The organism is Actinoallomurus soli (assembly GCF_024055715.1).
Taxonomy (GTDB): Bacteria; Actinomycetota; Actinomycetes; order Streptosporangiales; family Streptosporangiaceae; genus Actinoallomurus; species Actinoallomurus soli.
In genome coordinates this window covers 920379-940378 of sequence record NZ_JAMXMV010000001.1, presented here as the reverse complement: position 1 = coordinate 940378, position 20000 = coordinate 920379, and the positions used below count along the sequence as shown (strand labels likewise).

General features: G+C 72.9%; 20 protein-coding genes. 3 read left to right on the top strand and 17 right to left on the bottom strand.

Annotated elements, in window-relative coordinates:
* Positions 1-7: 7 nt before the first annotated feature.
* The 8 genes from NDW01_RS04270 to NDW01_RS04235 form a co-directional block, all read right to left on the bottom strand.
* Positions 8-1711 carry a GAF domain-containing sensor histidine kinase gene (locus NDW01_RS04270; protein WP_252816736.1) on the bottom strand — a complete coding sequence of 568 codons (1704 nt, stop codon included), beginning with the start codon at positions 1709-1711 and terminating at the stop codon, positions 8-10.
* A gap of 132 nt (positions 1712-1843) precedes the next feature.
* The gene (cydC, locus tag NDW01_RS04265) at positions 1844-3538 is read right to left on the bottom strand and encodes a thiol reductant ABC exporter subunit CydC (protein ID WP_252816734.1); all 1695 of its coding nucleotides are present in this window, start codon (positions 3536-3538) and stop codon (positions 1844-1846) included.
* Positions 3535-5268, bottom strand: coding sequence for a thiol reductant ABC exporter subunit CydD (cydD, locus tag NDW01_RS04260; RefSeq protein WP_252816731.1), 1734 nt, complete (start codon positions 5266-5268; stop codon positions 3535-3537). Before cydD ends, cydC begins: the two co-directional genes overlap by 4 nt.
* Complete coding sequence (cydB, locus tag NDW01_RS04255) at positions 5265-6371, bottom strand: cytochrome d ubiquinol oxidase subunit II (protein ID WP_252816729.1); 1107 nt, start codon at positions 6369-6371, stop codon at positions 5265-5267. The genes cydD and cydB overlap by 4 nt, the downstream gene beginning before the upstream one ends.
* Before the next feature lie 13 nt (positions 6372-6384).
* Positions 6385-7758, bottom strand: coding sequence for a cytochrome ubiquinol oxidase subunit I (locus tag NDW01_RS04250; RefSeq protein ID WP_252816726.1), 1374 nt, complete (start codon positions 7756-7758; stop codon positions 6385-6387).
* Positions 7759-7899: 141 nt separating this feature from the next.
* Positions 7900-8769, bottom strand: coding sequence for a KPN_02809 family neutral zinc metallopeptidase (gene ypfJ / locus NDW01_RS04245; RefSeq protein ID WP_252816724.1), 870 nt, complete (start codon positions 8767-8769; stop codon positions 7900-7902).
* Positions 8770-8832: 63 nt separating this feature from the next.
* Positions 8833-9930: an o-succinylbenzoate synthase gene (gene menC / locus NDW01_RS04240; RefSeq protein WP_252816722.1), complete on the bottom strand. Its 1098-nt coding sequence runs from the start codon at positions 9928-9930 to the stop codon at positions 8833-8835.
* A 15-nt stretch (positions 9931-9945) separates the two neighbouring features.
* Positions 9946-10713: a GNAT family N-acetyltransferase gene (locus NDW01_RS04235; RefSeq protein WP_252817373.1), complete on the bottom strand. Its 768-nt coding sequence runs from the start codon at positions 10711-10713 to the stop codon at positions 9946-9948.
* Positions 10714-10821: 108 nt separating this feature from the next.
* Here NDW01_RS04235 and NDW01_RS04230 point away from each other — a divergent pair, with 108 nt between their 5' ends.
* Together NDW01_RS04230 and pepN are read left to right on the top strand one after the other, a co-directional pair.
* Positions 10822-11976 (top strand): M20/M25/M40 family metallo-hydrolase, encoded by a 1155-nt coding sequence (locus NDW01_RS04230; protein WP_252816720.1) that lies wholly within the window; start codon positions 10822-10824, stop codon positions 11974-11976.
* Between the two features lie 34 nt (positions 11977-12010).
* Positions 12011-14554: an aminopeptidase N gene (pepN, locus tag NDW01_RS04225; RefSeq protein ID WP_252816718.1), complete on the top strand. Its 2544-nt coding sequence runs from the start codon at positions 12011-12013 to the stop codon at positions 14552-14554.
* Positions 14555-14561: 7 nt separating this feature from the next.
* Here the strand turns inward: pepN and NDW01_RS04220 are convergent, their stop codons facing one another.
* On the bottom strand, positions 14562-15698 hold the full coding sequence (locus tag NDW01_RS04220) for an SRPBCC family protein (protein ID WP_252816717.1): 1137 nt from the start codon (positions 15696-15698) through the stop codon (positions 14562-14564).
* Positions 15699-15935: 237 nt separating this feature from the next.
* Here NDW01_RS04220 and NDW01_RS04215 point away from each other — a divergent pair, with 237 nt between their 5' ends.
* Complete coding sequence (locus tag NDW01_RS04215; protein WP_252786544.1) at positions 15936-16226, top strand: hypothetical protein; 291 nt, start codon at positions 15936-15938, stop codon at positions 16224-16226.
* A 127-nt stretch (positions 16227-16353) separates the two neighbouring features.
* Here NDW01_RS04215 and NDW01_RS04210 read toward each other — a convergent pair whose 3' ends face one another.
* Genes NDW01_RS04210 through gvpJ form a run of 8 tightly spaced genes read right to left on the bottom strand, consistent with a single transcriptional unit; the run spans position 16354 to position 19785 of the window.
* A complete protein-coding gene (locus NDW01_RS04210; RefSeq protein WP_252783625.1) occupies positions 16354-16644 on the bottom strand; it encodes a gas vesicle protein K in 291 nt (96 codons plus the stop codon).
* Complete coding sequence (locus tag NDW01_RS04205) at positions 16625-16855, bottom strand: gas vesicle protein (RefSeq protein ID WP_252783626.1); 231 nt, start codon at positions 16853-16855, stop codon at positions 16625-16627. Before NDW01_RS04205 ends, NDW01_RS04210 begins: the two co-directional genes overlap by 20 nt.
* The gene (locus NDW01_RS04200) at positions 16852-17625 is read right to left on the bottom strand and encodes a GvpL/GvpF family gas vesicle protein (RefSeq protein WP_252816716.1); all 774 of its coding nucleotides are present in this window, start codon (positions 17623-17625) and stop codon (positions 16852-16854) included. Before NDW01_RS04200 ends, NDW01_RS04205 begins: the two co-directional genes overlap by 4 nt.
* On the bottom strand, positions 17618-18001 hold the full coding sequence (locus NDW01_RS04195) for a gas vesicle protein (RefSeq protein WP_252816715.1): 384 nt from the start codon (positions 17999-18001) through the stop codon (positions 17618-17620). Before NDW01_RS04195 ends, NDW01_RS04200 begins: the two co-directional genes overlap by 8 nt.
* Positions 17998-18381 carry a gas vesicle protein GvpO gene (locus NDW01_RS04190; protein ID WP_252816714.1) on the bottom strand — a complete coding sequence of 128 codons (384 nt, stop codon included), beginning with the start codon at positions 18379-18381 and terminating at the stop codon, positions 17998-18000. The genes NDW01_RS04195 and NDW01_RS04190 overlap by 4 nt, the downstream gene beginning before the upstream one ends.
* Positions 18382-18387: 6 nt before the next feature.
* A complete protein-coding gene (locus NDW01_RS04185; RefSeq protein WP_252783630.1) occupies positions 18388-18624 on the bottom strand; it encodes a gas vesicle protein GvpG in 237 nt (78 codons plus the stop codon).
* A gap of 1 nt (position 18625) precedes the next feature.
* Positions 18626-19363, bottom strand: coding sequence for a GvpL/GvpF family gas vesicle protein (locus tag NDW01_RS04180; protein ID WP_252816713.1), 738 nt, complete (start codon positions 19361-19363; stop codon positions 18626-18628).
* A complete protein-coding gene (gene gvpJ, locus NDW01_RS04175; RefSeq protein WP_252816712.1) occupies positions 19360-19785 on the bottom strand; it encodes a gas vesicle protein GvpJ in 426 nt (141 codons plus the stop codon). The genes NDW01_RS04180 and gvpJ overlap by 4 nt, the downstream gene beginning before the upstream one ends.
* Positions 19786-20000: the final 215 nt, after the last annotated feature.

Genomic DNA, 20000 nt, shown 5'->3' with positions numbered 1-20000 from the left:
GGCTCCCCTACCGCGCCGCCGGGGGGACGCGCCACTCCAGGACGGTGCCGCCGCCGTCACGCGGGCGGATCTCGAAGGCGCCGCCGAGGGCCTGGGCACGTTCGGCCATGTTGCGCAGGCCGCTGCGGCGGCCGTCCTCGGGGATGCCGACGCCGTCGTCCTCCACGCGCAGCACCAGCTCGTCCCCGACCATGAGGGTGACGCCGACGTGCCGGGCGCCGGAGTGCCGCGCGGCGTTGGACAGGGCCTCCTGCAGGACCGCGACGGCCTGGTCTCCCGTCGCCTCGTCGACCACGATGTCCAGCAGGCCGTCCAGCCGGACGGCCGGGGCGAAGCCCAGGGTCTCGGCGGCGCTGTCGATGACGCCGTGCACGCGGGTCCGCAGGGTCTGCTCCATCGTGCTCTGCAACGCGAAGATCGTCGAGCGGATCTGCCGGATCGTGTTGTCGAGGTCGTCGACCGCCCGCTGCACGCGGTGGGCGACCTCCGGCTTCTCGGTGATCTTGATCGCGCTCATCAGCGTCATGGCGGTGGCGAACAGCCGCTGGATGACCGTGTCGTGCAGGTCCTTGGCGATGCGGTCGCGGTCCTCCAGGACGACGAGACGCTCCGCGTCCCGGCGGCGGCCCGCGAGCTCCAGTCCGACGGCGGCCTGGGCCGCGAACGGCTCCAGCAGGCGGCGCACCGGCTCGCCGAAGACGGGTTTGCCGGGGGCGTTCACGACGGCCAGCACGCCCCTGGCGCCGCTGCCCAGGCCCAGCGGCACGAGCAGCGCCGGGCCGGTCGGCACCGTCTCGGGAACGCCGAGGCGGTCCTCCTGTCCGCCCGCGTCGGCGAGAACGAGCGGCTCGCCGCTGCGGAACACCCGGCCGGCCAACGACTCCTCGACGGGCATCCGGAGTCCGCGCAGCTTCCCGGCGTGCTCACCGGCCACCGTCGCGACGACCAGTTCGCCACCCTCGACGAGCAGCACCGTGGCCATGTCCGCGTCGCAGATCTCCCGGGCGCGCGCGGCCACGAGCTCGAGCACGTCGCCGGCCTCCGTGCCGGACAGCAGCGTCGTCGACACCTCCGCCGACGCCTGCAGCCAGCGTTCCCGGCGCCGGGCCTCCTGGTAGAGCCGGGCGTTCTCGATCGCGACGCCCGCCGCGGTGGCGAGCGCGGTCACCACGCTCTCATCGTCCTCGTCGAACTCGCCGCCGCCGGCCTTCTCGGTGAGGTACAGGTTGCCGAAGACCTCGTCGCGCACCCGGATCGGCACGCCAAGGAAGCGGCGCATCGGCGGGTGACCGGCCGGGAAGCCGGCCGACTCCGGGTGCGCCGCCAGGTCCGGCATCCGCAGCGGGCGCGGATCCTTGATCAGCAGGCCGAGGATGCCCTCGCCGTGGGGCCAGTGGCCGATCGCGGCGATCCCCTCCTCGTTGATCCCCACGGTGACGAACTGCACCAGCCGCCCGCCGTCGCCGATGACGCCGAGCGCGCCGTAGCGGGCCTCGACGAGCGTGGTCGCGGCCTCGACGATGCGGCGCAGGACCGTCTCCAGCTCCAGGTCACTACCGATCGACACCACGGCCTCGAGCAGCGCGTGGACCCGGTCCCGCGTGGCCAGGACGGCGTCCAGCCGGGACTGCAGCTCGCCGAGGAGATCGTCCAGGCGCAGCTGCGGCAGTGACAGGCGGGCGTGCTCATCTCCGGGCAGATCTTGCGGCACGTGGACGCTTCCTCTCGACGGGGCCGACCACTCCTCCCTCTATCATCGGCGTCCCTGGGGCGTCCCGCCACCTCGGCCGACGGGGACCGCCCGAGCGCCGAGGACGTGGTGACGGCGGTCGGCCGTGCCGGATCAGCGGAGTGCGCGGGCGGGCCGGGTCCGCTCGACGACCCGGCCCGCCTCCAGGAACACGATCTCGTCGACCTCGTCCAGGCCCGTGCGGTCGTGCGTGATGAGGAGCGTGGTCCGCCCGCGGGTGGCGGACAGCAGGTCCGCGGTGAGCGCGCGCCGGGTCGGCTCGTCCAGGTGAACGGTCGGCTCGTCGAGGATGAGGACCGCCGGGTCCGCGAGCAGGGCGCGGGCCAGCGCGAGCCGCTGCCGCTCGCCACCGGAGATCGACTCGCCGTGCGCTCCGACGGGCGTGTCCCAGCCGAGCGGGAGCGACTCGATCCACTCGAGCAGCCGGGCGTCCCGGGCCGCGGTGCGCAGATCGTCGTCCGTGGCCGCGGGCCGGGCGAGCCGGAGGTTCTCCCGGATCGTCGTGTCGAAGACGTACGGGTCCTGCGGGCAACCGCCGATCACCCGCCGTACGTCGTCGGGGTCGTACGCGGCCAGTTCCACACCGTTCAACGTCGCCGTCCCGGAGTCGAGGTCGGCGAAGCGCAGCAGCACGGCGGCGAGCGTGCTCTTGCCCGCGCCGCTCGGCCCGACGACCGCGACGCGCCGGCCCGGAGTGATGTCGAGGTCGACGCCGTCGAGCGCGCGGACCGCGCCGTACGTGACCCGGGCTCCGCGCAGCCGTACGGTCACCGGCGGCTCCGGCGGGGGCGCGGGGCGGGCGGGACGGGCGATGGGCTCCGGCGTGTCGAGGACATCGGTGATCCGCGCGGCCGCGGCTCCCGCCTCGCTGACCTGGGCGGCCGCGGCGGGCAGCGGGTTGACCGCCTCGAACGCGGCGAGCGCCGTCAGGACCAGGACCGCGAGCGGAACCCGCGATTCGACGGCCAGGACGCCGAGCAGCAGCACCGCCCAGACGGTGAGGCCGGCGAGCAGGGCGCCCAGGCCCGCCCCGACGGCCCGCGCGAGCGCGCTGCGCCTGGCGTGCGCGGTCAGGCCGGTGTCGGTCCGGTGCACGCCGGCGAGCGCGGTGCCCACCGCGCCGTACGCCCGCAGTTCGGCGGCCCCCTCCAGGAGGTCGACGACCTGGGTCGTCAGGCGGGCACGGGACTCGGCGGTCTCCCGGCCGGCCCGGCGGGCGATCGCGGCCGACAGCAGCGGGACCGCGACGCCGGCCAGAAGCAGGCCGACGGCCAGCGCCGCGCCGCCCGGCAGCAGGATCGCGGCGCACACGGCGACGGCTCCGCCGCCGGCGAGGGCGGCCGCCGCGGGCGGGACGATGCCGCGGACGAAGAGGTCCTGGGTCGCGTCGACGTCGGAGACGAGACGGGTGAGCAGGTCCCCCGATCGCAGGTCGCGCAGCGGGACGAGGCTCTCGAGCTTGCGGTACACGCGTACCCGGACGTCCGCCAGCACGCGGAAGGCCGCGTCGTGCGCGAGGAGCCGTTCGGCGTAGCGAAGGACCCCCCGGCCGATGCCGAGGGCCCGGACCGCGACGACCGCGACGGCGAGCGCCGTGACGTTCGGGTGCTGGGCCGCGCGGGCGATGAGGTATCCGGAGACGGCGAGCAGCGCGATTCCGGCGGCGGTCGTGGTCGCGCCCGCGAGCACGGCCAGGACCAGCCGTCCCCGCAGCGGCCGGGCCAGCGCCAGGAGCCGCAGGAGGGGATCGCGGCGGGCGGCCGGGCGGAGCGTGGATTCGACGGTCATGCGGGCTCCATCTCTCGCAGGCGGCCGGCGGTGAGGCCGACGACGCGGTCGGCGGCGGCCGACCAGGCGGGGTCGTGGGTGACGAGCACGACGGTGCGGCCGGCCATGAGGCGTTCGACCGCGTCGCGGACGACTCCGGCGCTGTCGCCGTCCAGGTGCGCGGTCGGCTCGTCCAGCAGCAGAATCGGCGCGTCGCGCAGGAACGCCCGCGCCAGCGCGATCCGCTGCCGCTGGCCCGAGGACAGGCGCAGGCCGCGTTCGCCGACGTCGGTGCCGTAGCCGTCGGGCAGCGCGTCCACGAACTCCGCCGCGCCCGCGAGACGCGCGGCGGCACGGACGGCGTCGAGCGGGGCGTCCACGTCTCCGAGCCGGATGTTGTCGGCGATGGTCCCGGCGAACAGGTGCGGATGCTGCGGGACCCAGGCGATCCGGCGCAGCCACTCGTCCTCGGGGATTCCCTGGAAGGACGTGCTTCCCGTCTCCGGCCGGACGAAGCCCAGCAGGACCGCCAGCAGCGTGCTCTTGCCGGCGCCGCTCGGGCCGGTGACGATGAGGCGTTCCCCCGGCTCGACGGTCAGAGAGACGTCGTCGAGGGCGGGCGCGTCCCGGTCCGGGTGACGCACGGTCACGCCGTCGAGCCGGATCGCGGCCCCGCCGGACGCGGGTTCGCCGGTCACGGCCCCGCCGGTCACGGCCCCGCCGGTCACGGCCTCGCCGGACGCCGCCCCGCCGGACGCGACCCCGCCGGACACCGCCCCGCCGGACGCCGCCCCGCCGGACGCGGGGGTCCCGGCCGGTCCTCTCGAGGGCTCTGGGGTCTCGATGAGGTCGAGGGCGCGCCCCGCCGCGGTGACGCCCTCCATTCCCGCGTGGTACTGCGCGCCGACGTTCCGCAGCGGGAGGTACGCCTCCGGGGCCAGCAGCAGGACGAACAGCGCCTTCTCGTACGGCAGCCCGCCGCCGAGGAGGCGCAGTCCGACCTCGACCGCGACGAGTGCCACGGCGAGGGTCGACAGGAGTTCGAGCACGAGTGCGGACAGGAAGGCCACGCGCAGGGTCCGCATCGTGGCCCGCCGGTGCGCCGCCGTGATGTCCCGGATGATGCGCACCTGGGCCTTGGCGCGGTCGAACACCTTGAGCGTCGGCAGGCCCTCGACCACGTCGAGGAAGTGGCCGCCGAGGCGTTCGAGCAGGAGCCACTGGCGCTCGGTCCGGGCACGGGTCTGCAGGCCGACGAGGATCATGAAGATCGGGATGAGGGGCAGCGTCACCGCGATGACCAGTGCCGACAGCGGATCGACGCCGGCGGCCACGGCAAGGACGGCGAGCGGGGTCAGGCAGGCGAGGACGAGCTGCGGCAGGTAGCGCGCGAAGTAGGCGTCGAGGGCGTCCAGGCCGCGGGTCGCCAGGGTGGCGACCTCTCCGGCCGCCCGGCCCGGCCGTTCCACCGCGCGGGCGATGAGCCGTCGCCGGAGCTGCGAACGCACCAGCGCGGCGGCCCGCAGGGCGCTCGCCTCACCCCCGTACGCGGCGAGCGCCCGGCCCGCGACGACGGCGAGCAGCGCGGCCAGGGGCGCCGCCACGGCGCCGTGGCCCGCGAGCACGTTCGCGAGCAGACCGGCCTGGGCCAGGACCAGGCCGGTCGTGACGAGGCCCAGGACGACGGCGAGCGCGAGGTGGGCTCGGGCCGCCGTCGCGTACCGGGGCAGCCGCGGGTCGAACGGTCTCACGCCGTCGTCCCCTCAGGTCCCGCGACCCGGCCCGGCCCGGTGCTCTTCTCCGGCTCCGCCCTTCCCGTCGCCACCGGGGGTGCTGCGGGCGTGGCGACGGGGATGACGTCCCGGGTGAGCCTCGCGCGGAACACCCAGTACGTCCACGCCTGGTACGCGAGGACGACCGGCGTGAAGACCACGGCCACCCAGGTCATGACGGTCAGCGTGTAGTGCGTCGAGGCCGCGTTGTGCACGGTCAGGCCGTACGCGTCGTTCGTCGTGGAGGGCAGGACGTGCGGCCACAGATCCCCGAAGAGGGTCGCGACCGACAGGACGACGGTCAGGGCGGTGCCGGCGAACGCCCAGCCGTCCCGGCCGCGCAGCGCCGCGGTCACCGCGGCGAGCAGGGCGACGGCGGCGGCCGACGCCGTGACCCAGGTGGCCGCCTTGCCGTGGGCGACCTGGGTGAAGAGAAGGAAGGCGGCGGCGACCGCGACGACCGGCGGCCAGATCCGCATGAGCAGCAGGCGGGCCCGGTCGCGCACCTCGCCCCGCGTCTTGAGCGCGAGGAACACCGCTCCGTGCAGGGTGAACAGGCCGAACGTCGTGAGCCCGGCGAGCAGGCCGTACGGGTTGAGAAGGGTGAAAAGGGTCCCGGTGTAGTGGTGCCCGGCGTCCAGCGGCACGCCGCGCACGATGTCGGCGAAGGCGACGCCCCACAGCAGGGCGGGCACCGCCGAACCCCAGAAGATCGCGCGGTCCCAGTTCCGCCGCCACCGCGCGCTGTCGATCTTGCCGCGGTACTCGAACGCCAGCCCCCGGACGATCAGGGCGACGAGGATGATCAGGAGAGGAAGGTAGAAGCCGCTGAAGAGGGAGGCGTACCACTCCGGGAAGGCGGCGAAGGTGGCCCCTCCGGCGACGAGCAGCCAGACCTCGTTGCCGTCCCAGGTGGGACCGATGGAGTTGATCATGACCCTGCGGTCGATGTCGCTGTGGGCGTCCCGGCGCGGGGCCAGCGCCGGCAGAAGGATCCCGACGCCGAAGTCGAACCCCTCGAGCACGAAGTACCCGGTCCACAGCACGGCGATCAGGACGAACCAGACGGTCGTCAGTTGCATGGCGAGTCCTCGGTCAGTAGGAGAAGGCGGGCAGCGGTTCCTCGGTCGTCGTCTCCTCTTCCGAGGGCGGTCCCGACCGCACGTACCGGACCATGAGCACGCCGGCGATGACGGCCAGCGCCGCGTACAGGAGGGTGAAGACGGTCAGCGAGGTGACGACGCTGCCGAGGCCGACGCCCGGTGAGACGCCGTCCTTCGTCCGCAGCACGCCGAAGACGGTCCACGGCTGGCGGCCGATCTCGGTGAAGATCCAGCCCATCGTGTTCGCCAGGAACGGCAGGGCCATGGACGCGAGCGCCGCGCGGTGGAACCAGCGGCTGCCGCGGCGCTGGAACCACAGCCCGGCCAGCGCGAGCAGCCCGGCGAGGAACCCGAACCCGATCATCAGGCGGAAGCTCCAGTAGGTGACCGGGACGACCGGCTTGTACGAGCCGGGGCCGTACCTGGCCTCGTACGCCTTGTGCAGGTCGTCGATGCCCTCGACCTTCCCGTTCGGGTCGCCGGTGGCCATGAAGGACAGGACATGCGGGGCGCGGACGCTCCACAGCTCCTGGCCACCGTCCAGCGAGCCGATCGTGAACAGCGAGAAGGACGCGGGGGCGGAGGTGGTGTAGAGCGCCTCGGCGGCGGCCATCTTCATCGGCTGCTGCTTCGTCATGATCCGTGCCTGCAGGTCACCGGAGACGCTGACGCCGACCGCCGCGATGAGGGAGACGACCAGGCCGTACCGCATCGCCTTGCCGAACAGGACGGTGTCGCGCTTCCGCGCCAGATGCCAGGCGCTGACGCCGACCACGAACACGCCTCCGGTGAGGAACGCCCCGAAGAGCACGTGCGGGAAGGTCACGAGCGTCGTGGAGTTGGTGAGGACCTTGGCGATGCTGGTCAGCTCGGCGCGGTGGGTGATCGGGTTGAGCCGGTAGCCGACCGGGTGCTGCATCCAGGAGTTGGCCGCCAGGATGAAGTAGGCCGACAGGTTCGTGCCGAGGGCGGCGAGCCAGATGGTCGCCAGGTGGACGCGCGGTGAGAGCTTGTCCCAGCCGAAGATCCACAGGCCGAGGAAGGTCGACTCGAGGAAGAAGGCGAGCAGGCCCTCCATGGCCAGCGGCGCGCCGAACACGTCGCCGACGAACCGGGAGTAGTCCGACCAGTTCATGCCGAACTGGAACTCCTGCACGATCCCGGTGACGACGCCGATGGCGAAGTTGATCAGGAAGAGCTTCCCGAAGAACTTCGTCATGCGCAGGTACACGGGGTTCTTCCGCACGTGCCAGGCGGTCTGCATGCCGGCCACGAGGACGGACAGCCCGATGGTCAGTGGCACGAAGATGAAGTGGTAGACGGTCGTGATCCCGAACTGCCATCGGGCCACGTCGAGTGCTGTCACGGTCTCCCTCTCAGAACGCATCCGGTAAGCCGCTCTTCTGCGGCCCCCAGCGCATCACCCGAGGGGAGGGGCGGGGCAGAGACGAAGGTCCCGACGGCCTGGGACCTCAGGGCCCGGCCGCCGGGTTCGCATGGACCCGGGTCAGATTCCCCCGGAGAAGGTGTCGCAGCGCGACGGGGCACCGGTGTCGTATCCGGTGGAGAACCAGTGCTCGCGCTGGGCGGACGTGCCGTGGGTGAAGCTCTCCGGGTCGACGCGTCCCTGCGCCCGCTGCTGGATGCGGTCGTCGCCGACCGCGCCGGCGGCGTCGAGGGCCTCGGCGATGTCGCTCTGGGTGAACGGCTTGCTGAAGAAGCCGGTCTGCACCGCGTGCTTGGCCCACACGCCGGCGTAGCAGTCGGCCTGCAGCTCCAGGCGGACCGAGCCGCTGGTCGCGCCCTGCCGGTCGTTCCCGACCCGGTTCATGGTGCCGAGCAGGTCCTGGACGTGGTGGCCGTACTCGTGCGCGACGACGTACGCCTGCGCGAAGGGCCCACCCTTGGCGCCGAACCTGTCGTGCAGCTCCTGGAAGAAGCCCAGGTCCAGGTAGACCCGCTTGTCACCGGGGCAGTAGAAGGGGCCGACCTCCGAGCTGGCGGTGCCGCACGCCGTCGACGTCTGCCCGCTGAACAGCCGGGTGCGCGCCACCGTGTAGGTCCTGCCCTGGTCGGTGAACTCCTTCTTCCAGTACGCCTGGACGCTGTTGACGACGCCGACGATGCGGCAGTCGTCGGCCTGGTCGGCGTCGGCGCCCGTACGGCATTTGGACGACAGGCTGCCCGCGGTCGGGGCGCCGCCGCCACCGCCGCCTCCCCCGCCGAGGATGTGGCCCGGGTTGACGCCGAACAGCACCGCGGCGACCAGGGCGATCAGCCCGATCGCGCCGCCGCCGATGGCCATCCCGCCGAAGGGCATGCCGCGGGCGTCCTCCACCTGGGACGCGTCCAGCCCGGCATCGTCGTCGAAGTCCACCAGAAACCTCCCGTGCGTGATCCGACGGGTCGATCCCCCGTGTGGACGGAATTTAACAAGGCTTCACCAGGCCATTACGGCGGTCGCGAGACGGCGCACGAGATCCTCGTCGACCTCGTGGCCCAGACCGGGTCCCGACGGCACCGGGACGAGCCCGTCGGCCGCCCGGATCGGCGGCTCGACGATGTCCCGCTCGTAGTACTTGTCCGAGCCGGACACGTCGCTCGGCAGGGTGAACCCGGGCAGCGACGCGATCGCGACGTTGGCGGCGCGCCCGACGCCGAACTCGTGCATGCCTCCGCACCAGACCTGCCAGCCCGCAGCGACGGCGCGGTCGTGCGCCGCCCGTGCCGGGGTGAGGCCGCCCATGCGCGAGACCTTGATGTTGAGGATCCGGCCGGCCTCCAGGGTGACGGCCGTGTCGAGCCGGTCCAGGTCCTCCACCGACTCGTCCAGGCACAGCGGGGTGACGATCCGGGCCTGCAGCCGGGCGTGCGCGGCCAGCGCGCCGGGGGCGTAGGGCTGTTCGATCATGGTCAGGCCGAAGTCGTCGAGTTCGGTGAACACCGCGTCCTGGTCCTCGGTGTACGCGCCGTTGGCGTCGACGTGCAGCGGCAGGCCGGGCCGTGCCGTCCGGACCGCGCGGACGGGCTCGACGTCCCACCCCGGCGCGATCTTCAGCTTGATCCTGCGGTAGCCCTCGGCGGCGTACCGGTCGACCTGGGCCAGCAGGTCGTCGACCGTCCGCTCGATGCCGAGGCTGACGCCCGCCTCGATCACCGGCCGGGTGCCGCCGAGCGCCCCCGCCAGCGACCGTCCGGTCGCCCGGCACCACAGGTCCCAGCAGGCCATCTCCACGCCGGCCTTGGCGAACTCGTGGCCGCGGATCCGTGCCCAGGCCGCCCCGACGTCGGCGGGGTGCTCCCATTCCGCGGCGAGGAGGGCGGACGCGAGGTACCGGTCGACCATGAGCAGGCAGTCCTCCACGGTCTCCGGGCAGTAGTACGGGTCGCTCGGCGAGGCGATCTCCCCCCACCCGACCGCTCCGTCGCCGTCCTGGACCCGGATGAGGATGTGCTCCAGGTACGCCTTGCGGTGCGAGCTGGTCTCGAACGCCCGCACGAGCGGCAGGCTCACCCGGAACGCCTCGATCTTCGACACTCGCGGCACGGTCTCTCACCCCTCCTCCGGGCCGTCCGGCGGCGCCCGGTCCGCGGCCTGGAACCGGTAGACGGCCGTGTCCTCCGTGCACGTCTCGCAGGAGGTCGCGACGTACCCCTCGTCGATCAGCCGCCGCATCGCGGCCGCGAGGTCGTCGCGGACCCGGAGCGACGTCTCGCGGTCCCGGGCGACCAGGGCGTCCCAGTCCCGCGGCGCGCCGAGGAGCACGTCGTCGTCCTCGCGGCGCGTCTCCCCCCACCCGGCGTACGCGGGCGGCGGAGCGGACGGCCCGGCCGGCCGGAGCAGGTCCCACTCGACGATCAACCGGTCGGTGCGCATGCCCGGATCGCGTCCGATGTCCTCGACGCCGTAGAAGTCCCGCAGGAACCAGCGGCCCGTCGCGCCCAGCACGTCGAGGTTGAAGTGGGCGTTGTGGGTGCGGACCGGGTCGAAGGCCCAGCGCATCCGGGTGACGCCGCCGGACAGGACGTAGTCGCGCTGGCTGAGCTTCAGCGCCCGTCCCACGCCGCGCCGCTGCCAGTCCGGCCGGACCGCCGCCACCTGCGAGTAGTGGTAGACGGTCCCGCCGTCCGAGCCCAGGAAGCCGTACGTGAACCCGACCAGCTCCTCGCCGGCGAACGCGCCGATGACCGACCCGGCGTTGCGCTGCAGCGCGGCGAGCAGCCTGGGGCTGACGGCCGGGTCCGTGGGGCCCAGCGCGAACGCGGCGCGGTACACCTCCACCCCGGCCCGCATCTCGGCGGAGGTGGTGAGTGGCCGCACGGTCAACTGCGGCGTGAGAGGCGGCAAGAGATGCTCACGGGTACGCTCGGTGCAGGGCTGCCACCTGCGGCTTCTTCCATTATCGACGTACCGCCCACCGGAGGTGAGATGACCCCCGACCTGGCCGCCGCCCTGACCGGCGCGACCGCCCGGCTGCTCGGCTTCGGCCGCGCGCGGCTCCGCGAGTACGCGCTGGCCGAGTCGCCCTCCGGCGACGCCGCCGCGCTGGCCCGCTGCGCGGCGCTGATCGAGGCCGGTCACCGCGAGGCCGGCGGCGCCGTGGCCCGCGAAGGCGAGCACCTGGTGTCGCGGTTCGGCCCGGAGGACGGCCCGCACCTGCTCCTCGTCGGCCACTACGACACCGTCTGGCCGGTCGGGCGGCTCGGCGCCATGCCGTACACCGACGACGGCACGACGATCACCGGCCCCGGGACGTACGACATGAAGGGTGGCCTGGTCGCCGTCGAGATGGCGCTGCGCGCGCTGCGGGAGACCGGGACGACCCCGGCCCGGCAGGTGCGCCTGGTCGTCGTCGCCGACGAGGAGGTGGGCAGCCCCACCGGCGGCGCCGTCGTCGAACGCCACCTCGACGGCGCGGTGGCCGTGCTCGGCCTGGAGTCACCGCACCCGGACGGCGCGCTGAAGAACGCGCGGCGGGGCAGCGTCCGCCTCCGGCTCGGCGTCCGCGGCCGCGAGGCGCACGCCGCGCTCGACCCGGGCAAGGGCGTCTCCGCCGTCGACGAGCTCATCGACCAGCTCGCGGTCGCCCGCGGCGTCGTGCCGGCCGACGGCAGCACCCTCTTCAACATCGGCCGGATCGAGGGCGGGCGGCGCGCCAACGTCGTCGCCGGTGAGGCGTCGGCCGAGATCGGCCTGCGGTTCGCCTCGGCGGAGGCCGAGCGCACGGTGCTGGACGCCCTCGCGGCCCTGGAGCCCGTACGGACGGGCGCTGCCGTCGAGGCGACCGTGCTGTCCGCTCGGCCGACCTGGCCGGAGCGGCCCGGCGATCCGCTGCTCGACCACGTCGCCGGCGTCGGGAGGCTCCTGGGTCTGCGGATCACCGGGCGGCCCGCCGCCGGTGCCGGTGACACGAACCTGCCGGGTTCGCGCGGGCTGCCCACCCTGGACGGCTTCGGTCCCCCCGGCCGGGGCGCGCACGCGGCGGACGAGGCGATCCGTGTGGCCGGGCTCGCCGAGCGGGCCGCCCTCCTCGCCGGGATCATGGCCTTTCCACCGGATGACGTCACGGGGGACCGCGGATGAACCAGCTACCACTGCCATACGGCACTATTGCCGCATGCCGGCTCTAACCCGCGCGGAGGCGCAGACGCGCGCCCGTCTGCTGGATGTCCGCTCCTACTCCGTCCACCTCGACCTGACGGGCGGGGACGAGGCTTTCCACTCCGACACGGTGGTCCGGTTCGGCGCCGAGCCCGGGAGCGAGACCTTCGCCGAGATCCGGCCCGCGCGGCTGCGTCGCGCGCTGCTCAACGGGCGGGAGCTCGACCCGGCGTCCCTGCGGGACGGCCGCCTGCCGCTGCCCGCCCTGGCGGCCGACAACGAGCTGCGCGTCGAGGCCGACATGCCGTACTCGCGGACCGGCGAGGGCCTGCACCGGTTCACCGACCCGGCCGACGGTGAGGTGTACGTCGCGTCCCAGTGCGCCCCGGACGACGCCCCGCGGCTGTTCGCCTGCTTCGACCAGCCGGACCTCAAGGCGCCGATCGAGTTCTCCGTCACCGCCCCGCCGCACTGGACGGTGCTCGGCAACGTCGCGGGCGAGAGGGACGAGGACGGCCGCTGGCGCTTCGCCCCGACCGCTCCGATCAGCACGTACCTCGCCGCCATCGTCGCCGGCCCCCTCCACTCGGTGCACGCCGAGCACGACGGGATCCCGCTGGGCGTCCACTGCCGGCGCTCCCTGGCCCCGTACCTGGAGGCCGAGGAGATCCTCGAGATCACCCGGCGGGCCTTCGACCGGTACCACGAGCTGTTCGAGGACCGCTATCCGTTCGGGAAGTACGACCAGGTCTTCGTGCCCGAGCTGAACTTCGGCGCGATGGAGAACCCCGGCTGCGTCACCTTCCGCGACGAGTTCCTGTTCCGCTCCGCCGTCACCGACGTCGAGCGGGAGACCCGCGCGATCGTCATCGCGCACGAGATGGCGCACATGTGGTTCGGGAACCTCGTCACGATGCGCTGGTGGGACGACCTGTGGCTCAACGAGTCGTTCGCCGAGTACATGGGCTACCGGGTCGTCACCGAGACGACGCGCTTCACCACCGCCTGGACCGGCTTCACGATCGCGCGCAAGCCCGGAGGCTACGACGCGGACCAGCGCCGCTCGACCCACCCCGTCGCGGCCGAGGGCATCGACGACACCGCCGCCGCGCAGACGAACTTCGACGGGATCTCCTACTCCAAGGGCGCGTCCGTGCTGCGGCAGCTGGTCGCCTGGCTCGGCGACGAGGCGTTCTTCGCCGGGATCAACGCCTACTTCGCCGAGCACCGCTTCGGCGACGCCACGATGGCCGACCTGCTGGACGCCCTCACCGCCGCGAGCGGCCGGGACGTGCACGGCTGGGCCGAGCGCTGGCTGCGCACGTCCGGGGTCGACACGCTCCGCCTGGAGCTGACCGAGAGCGAGGACGGCACGACGGCCTCCGCGACCGTCGTCCACACGGGAACGCCGGGCGACCCGTCGGCCCTGCGCCCGCACCGGATCACGGCCGCGGCGTACGACCTGGTGGAGGGTGGTGAGGACGGTCGCCGGCTGAGGCTACGGGAGCGCTTCGCGATCGACCTGCCGGCCGACGCGGACGCGGACGGCACCGCCCGCGTGCCGCTGGAGCGCCTGGCCGGGGCCTCCCGCCCCGACCTCATCGTGCTGGACGACGGGGACCTCAGCTACGCCAAGCTCCGGCTGGACGAGCGATCCCGGCGGGCCGCCGCCGAGGCGCTGTCCACGATCGAGGACGGCCTCACCCGCGCCGTCATCTGGGACACCGCCCGTGACATGGTCCGGGACGGTGAACTGCCCGCCGCCGAGTTCCTGGCCCTGGTCGAGGCGCACCTGCCCGCCGAGCCGGACGTCAGCGTCGTCGAGGCCGTGCTCGCCTTCGGCCGGCGGCAGGCCGCCGACCGGTACACCGTGCCCGCCGCGCGTCCGGCCGCCCTGGCGGCGCTCGCCGGCGCCTGCCGGGAGATCCTGGACCGTACGGCGGACGGGTCGGCGCCGGCGCTGCGCCTCGCGGCCGTACGGGAGCTGATCCGGTGCGCCGAGACCCCGGAGGCGCTCGCCGAGCTGCGGGAGTGGCTGCGGGACCAGCGTGTGCCGGGCGGCCCCGCGCTCGACCCGGACCTGCGCTGGAGCGTGCTGGCGCAGCTGTGCGCGCACGGGGCGGCGGGCGAGTCCGACATCGGGGCCGAGGTCGCGCGCGACCCCAGCGCCACGGGCCAGGAGGGTGCCGCCCGGTGCCGCGCCGCGCTCCCCGACCCGGCGGCCAAGGAGGATGCCTGGCGGCGGCTGTTCACCGACGGCGCCCTGTCCAACCGCCTGCTGACCGCCACCGCCCAGGGCTTCTGGCGGCCGGCGCAAACGGACCTGACGGCCGGGTTCGTCGAACGCTACTTCGCGGACGTGCCGTCGGCCGGCGAGCGCGGTCCGGCGGTGGCCAGGGCGCTCGGGCGGGAGCTGTTCCCCGCCCACGCCGCGACGCCGGCCACCGTACGCGCCGCGGAGGAATGCCTCGCGCGCACGGACCTGACGACCCCGCTGCGCCGCGCGCTCGACGACGAGCTGGACGACCTGCGCCGCGCGCTTCGCGTACGAGGCGGTTGACACCCTCCTACTCGTCCTTGGCCCCCGCGGTCTCCTTGGCGGCCGACCGCCGCGTGCCCGAGGAGGAACCGCCGGACGAGCCGCCCGAGGACCGCCCGGACGCCGACGACTTCTTGGCGTTCGAGGACCGCCGGGTGCCCGAGGACCTGCCTCCGGAGGACCCGGCCGACGAGGAACCGGACGACTTGGCCGAGGAGGCCTTGTCTCCGGACGACTTCGACGCCGACGACTTCTCGTCGGACGACTTGGCCGACGAGGCCTTGTCGGAGGACTTGGCCGCGCTCGACGAGCTGCGGGACCGGGTCGAGCGGCCGCTCTGGGACGAGGTCCGGCGGCTCTTGGAACCGCCCTGCCCGTCGCTCTTCGCGGACGTGGCGACCTCACCGTCGTGGATCTCGCCGCGCCAGCCCTCGGCCTCGTCACCGGGGTGGAGCAGCGCCTGCGACATGACGTGCCGCCGGAAGTGCTTGAGCTCGAGCCGGGCCCGCCGCCCCTGGGCGCGCCAGAGGTTGCCGGTCTTCTCCATGAACCCCTGCGGGTGGTATTCGAGGACGAGCAGGACACGGGTCAGGTCCGAGGCCAGCTCGTGGAACGTCACGGCTCCGTCGACGTAGCCCTTCTGGCCGGTGGAGCGCCAGACGATCCGCTCGTCGGGGACCTGCTCGACGATCGTCGACTCCCACGTGCGGGTGGACCAGAAGATCTTCGCCTTCCAGCGCACCTTCTCGTCGGCGAGCTGGTCGGTGCTCTCCACCTTCTTCATGAAGGACGGGAAGTCCTGGAAACGCGTCCACTGGTCGTACACCAGCTGCCGGGGCGCGCCGACGTCGATCTCCTCGATGATGTTGGTGACCTTCGTCTTGGCGGACCCGCCCTCGCCCTTCTTGTCCTTGCCGTTCTTGCCGATCACCTGCCCACCGACCTCCTTGAGCGCGGTGATGCCTCCGGAGACCGCCGCCTTCGCCGACGCCCCGCCGGCCTTCCCGATGGACTTGGCCGCGCCGGCAGCGGCCTTGGGCCCCAGGTCACCGCCGCGCCGGGCCTCCTTTGCGACCGTCTTGACGGTGTTCCCGATCTGCTTCGTCACCGGCTTGGCGATGCTCGTCGCGTGCTTCGCAAGAGAACTCCCTGGCCGCTCGGCCATGTTTCTACCCTCTCGTTTGGATCCAGCGTCTTTGCCGGGCTTGACGGAGTTGCTTACCCGCGAAAAGGCGACGCATTCCGATCGGCTCCGGACGACCGGTGGATCACGGCGGGCAATTCCCCGGACACGGCCGGTCAAGGGATCCGGGCGTTACTTCCACCTGCGCAGGAATAGGTCGCGCTGTCCGGGTACGACCATGATGCAGAACGGATGTCCCCCCAATAGGAGAGGCGCGACATGCGCAAGAACATTGCCGGTGCCGCGGTGAACAAGGCCGCCGAGTCCCGCCCGGACAAGAAGGTCACGCAATCCGCCGGCGCGCTGAAGAACGCCCCGAAGAAAGCGGCGCAGGAAACGGTGATGAAGGGCCTGCGGGCTCCCGTCGTCGGGAAGGCGCTGAAGTCGTTGGCGCTCGGCCGGCTGGTGCGGGTGCTGGGCGCGGCGATCCGCTTCATCGGCCCGCGCGCCGTGCCGGTGGCCCTCGTGCTCGTCGCGGGCTGGTTCATTCGCCGCCTGCGGAAGAAGTGATCCCCTCCGTCCGCCGACGGGAGGGCGGCGAGCCCCTACCCCGCCCTCCCGCCGGCGGACGTTCGCCGGGGGAGCCCTCCCGCCGGCGGACGTTCGTACGGACCGGGACGCCGTTCGTACGGCCTGGTCAGGCCTCGGGCAGGAGCGTCCCGAGCGGCCCCAGGTCGAGGTTGAGGTCCTCGGCCGTCAGCCCGAAGTGGTCCTTCAGCCGCTCCATGGCCTCGTCGAGCCGCATCAGCGCCAGGCCCAGCTGCTCGACCTGGTCGTCGGTGAGGCTCTCGTCCTCCTCGACGCGGCGCAGGGCCTGCTTCTCCATCAGCTGCCGGATCAGCTCGATCACGGTGAGGACCAGCGCCGCGAGGTCGTGCTCGACGGTCTCCGGGTCCGTCCGCAGCCGTTCAGTGAGGGAGGATGTCATCGTATTCCTCTTTAACCGTCGTGATCAGGGCCCGCAGCGACACCCGGACGAGGTCGATCTCCGCGATCGAGATGACGACGTCGCCGGCGATCACCACGCCGCCCGCGAGTAGGCGGTCCAGCAGATCGACGAGCGCGATCCGCTCGGACGGCAGCGCCCGCGGGTCCTGCCGGACCGCCACGGCGCGCTCGACGTCCTCCCCCACGCTCACGACGACGCGTCCAGTTCGGTGAAGGAGTACGCGGGCCAGGGGCCGGTGAGCTCGATCCGTACGCCGGGCATCCGGGCCGCCAGCTCGTCGGCGGCGGCGGCCAGGGTCTCGGCACGGTCCTCGTCGAGCAGGTACGCCACGTTGAGGATCATGGTCCCCTCGTGCCCGGACAGGCGCGGGTCCTGCGGCGGGTGCTGCCGGCTCGCCACCGCGTGCTCGGACAGCGTGGCGTGGATCTCCTGCGCCTGTTCGGCGAGACGCCGGGACGCCTCCTCCCGGCTCTGCTGCTGGAGCCGCCGGCGCCGCAGGTAGGCCATGCCGGGCTTGTCGTTCGCGGCGTCGTCCCCGCCGGACGGCTCCTGCGCCGCCTCGGGGGTCCCGTACGCCTTGACGCCCCACTCGACGCGGCCGACGACCCGCCCGAGGACCTCGGTGAGCTCGTCCCTCCGCTCCCGCAGCAGCTCACGGACGCGGTCGTCGTCGCGGTAGACCGTCGCGATCCGCACCGGAGCGGTGGGGGCCGCCCGCGCCACCGTGTCGACGACGTCGTGGTGGGCCCGTGCCGTCGCCTCCAGCCACTGCAGGCTCTCCAGGTTGCGCCGCAGCGCCGTCTCCCCGAACTCCTCCAGGTCGACGGTGCTGACGAGCGCCGCGAACCCGCCGTCCGCGACGGTGCGCACCGGGGCGCCGGCCACGCCGGGGAGGTCGCGGAGGGCGTCGGGTGAGAGGTCCTGCGCCACTCCGTACAGGTAGACGCCGACGTCAGCCACGATCCGCCTCCGCCTTCTCCTCGGCGTTCTCCTCCACCGCGCGGCTCTGGCCGTTCTCCTCGCCGCCCTCGAGCGCGGCGAGGCGCTCACGCAGCCGGCGGTTCTCCTCGATCACGTCGTTGTGCTTGGAGGAGAGGGTCGGGTCGTGCTCCCACCAGTCGATCCCCATCTCCTTCGCGCGGTCCACGGACGCGATCAGCAGCCGGAGCTTGATCGTCAGCAGCTCGATGTCGAGCAGGTTCACGCGGATATCGCCGACGACCACGATCCCCTTGTCGAGGATCCGCTCGAGGATGTCGGCCAGATTGGCCGAGGACGGCCCACTCTGCTGGGGCGCCGCGGAGCGCGAGCCGCCGGCCCACGTCACTTCTGTCATCGTTTGTCCCTATCGAACCGCCCGCGGTAGTAGCGGGCGGTCCTCCGGTATGAGAGCAGGTTGCCCTCGTCGTCGAGTTCGGCCTCGTACACGGCGAGGATGTCGTTGGTGTCCGGGATGCGGCCGGACTCCACGACCTCCACGCCGACCTTCCAGCCGTCGTCGGTCCGTTCCAGCGCGATGACGCCCTCGCTCTCGCGGCCCGTCATCTCGACGACGTGCTCGACGGCCGTGCGCGCGACCTCCTCGGGGGCGAGGCCCTTCTTGCGCCGACCGCTCCCGCTCCGGCCTCCGCTCCGGCCGCTCTGGTTCCGGCCGTTCTGGCTCTGTCCCCCTTCGCTCTGGCCGCTCTGACTCTGGGTGCTTCTGCTCTGGGGCATGGTCACCTACCTCCGGCGAGACCCCTCTGCCAGCAGGTTCACCAGCTCCTCCTCCTGGCGAGCGGCCTCCTCTTCGCTGATCTCGCCAGCGTCACGGGCCTCGGCCACCTCTTCGAGGAGGCGGACGATGCGCTGGGGGTCGTACAGCTGGCGTTCGGCCTGTTCCTGTACCTGTTCGGCGAGCCATACGACCCCCCGCACCGGGGCCAGCGGCAACAGCACCAGCCCCGAGAAGAGTCCCATGTCAGCTCTCCTGGCCGACGAAGTCGTACGGCGGCAGGGGCCCGGCGAAGCGCAGGCGGATGCGCCCGTCGATCTCCTTGCCGACCTCGTCGACCAGCTTCTCGAACTCCTCGCGCTCCTTGCGGTCGATGAGGAAGCCGGCGTCCAGGACGTCGTCCTCCCGGGACAGCTCGCGCTGCGCGACCGCCGTGGCGCGGGGCGCCAGGGCGTCGAGCAGGCCCTGTCCGTCGTTCTCGCGGCGGCGGGTGAAGGCCTGCGCGATGAGCTCGCCGAGGCGTACCCGGTCGTAGTAGGCCGCGTCCTCGGGGAGCTCGCGGACCCGCTGGTTGAGCTCGGCGATCTCCGGCTCGTCCTGCACCATCTCGCGCAGCACGGCGTCCTCGACGTACCGCGCCTTGATCCGCACCTCGATCTGGCCGCGCAGGGACTCGAGCTGTTCGACGAACGTGTCCTCGTGGGGGCTGAGGAGCTCCTCGACGACGGCGTCCCGGTCGGTCAGCGCGCCGCCGAAGCGGAAGGGCAGGACGGTCCCGCCCGCCTCGACCACCTGCTGGAGGACGGCCTGGTGGGCCATGAGGTCGTCACGCGTGCCGAGGGGCCGGTCGGCGGCCAGGTCGCTCACCAGGGCGGCGCAGCGTCCGTGGGTGACCAGGGACACCTCCTGGCCGTCGATCCCCGTCAGCGTTCCGGGGATCTCCACGTCGGCGTCGGTGACGCCGTAGACGTACTGCACGGTCACTGCTCCTCCTCGTCGTCTTCGTCCTTCTTCCGGCGGGAGCCGGCCTTCTCCTTGTCCTGGCCTCGGCCGAGGGTGTCGCGGAGCGTCTCACCGGCGCCCTGAAGTGCGCCCCTGGTCTTGCGCTTGGCGCCGCTCTCCGTCATCTGGCCGATCATCTGGGGGAGACCGGCGCTGGAGCCGTCGTTGGCGATGTCGAGGCGGTTGCACGCCTCGGCGAAGCGCAGGTACGTGTCGACGCTGGCGATGACGACGCGCGCGTCGATGCGGAGGATCTCGATGCCGATGAGGGAGACCCGGACGAAGGCGTCGATGACGAGGCCCTTGTCGAGGATCAGCTCGACGACGTCGGCGAGACCGCCGCCGCCACCGCCGGAGGACTGCTGTACCGGAGCGCCGCGCTGGGCTATCTGCCCGCTGCCCATGTTCCATTCCCTTCTTCGTCGGTCCGGCCGGAACCGGTACCCGCGGTTCGGCCGGCTTGGTCCAGCGGCTACCCGCACAAATCACCTCCAAACAGACAGGGGGTCTACGGCGTCCGTAACCAACGTCCGAGGTCACCCGGCCTGTCGGCGCCGTGCTCGACGGAGCGGAGGCGGGCTTGCACGACGCGTAGAAATGGAGGTTCTAAACCCCGAAA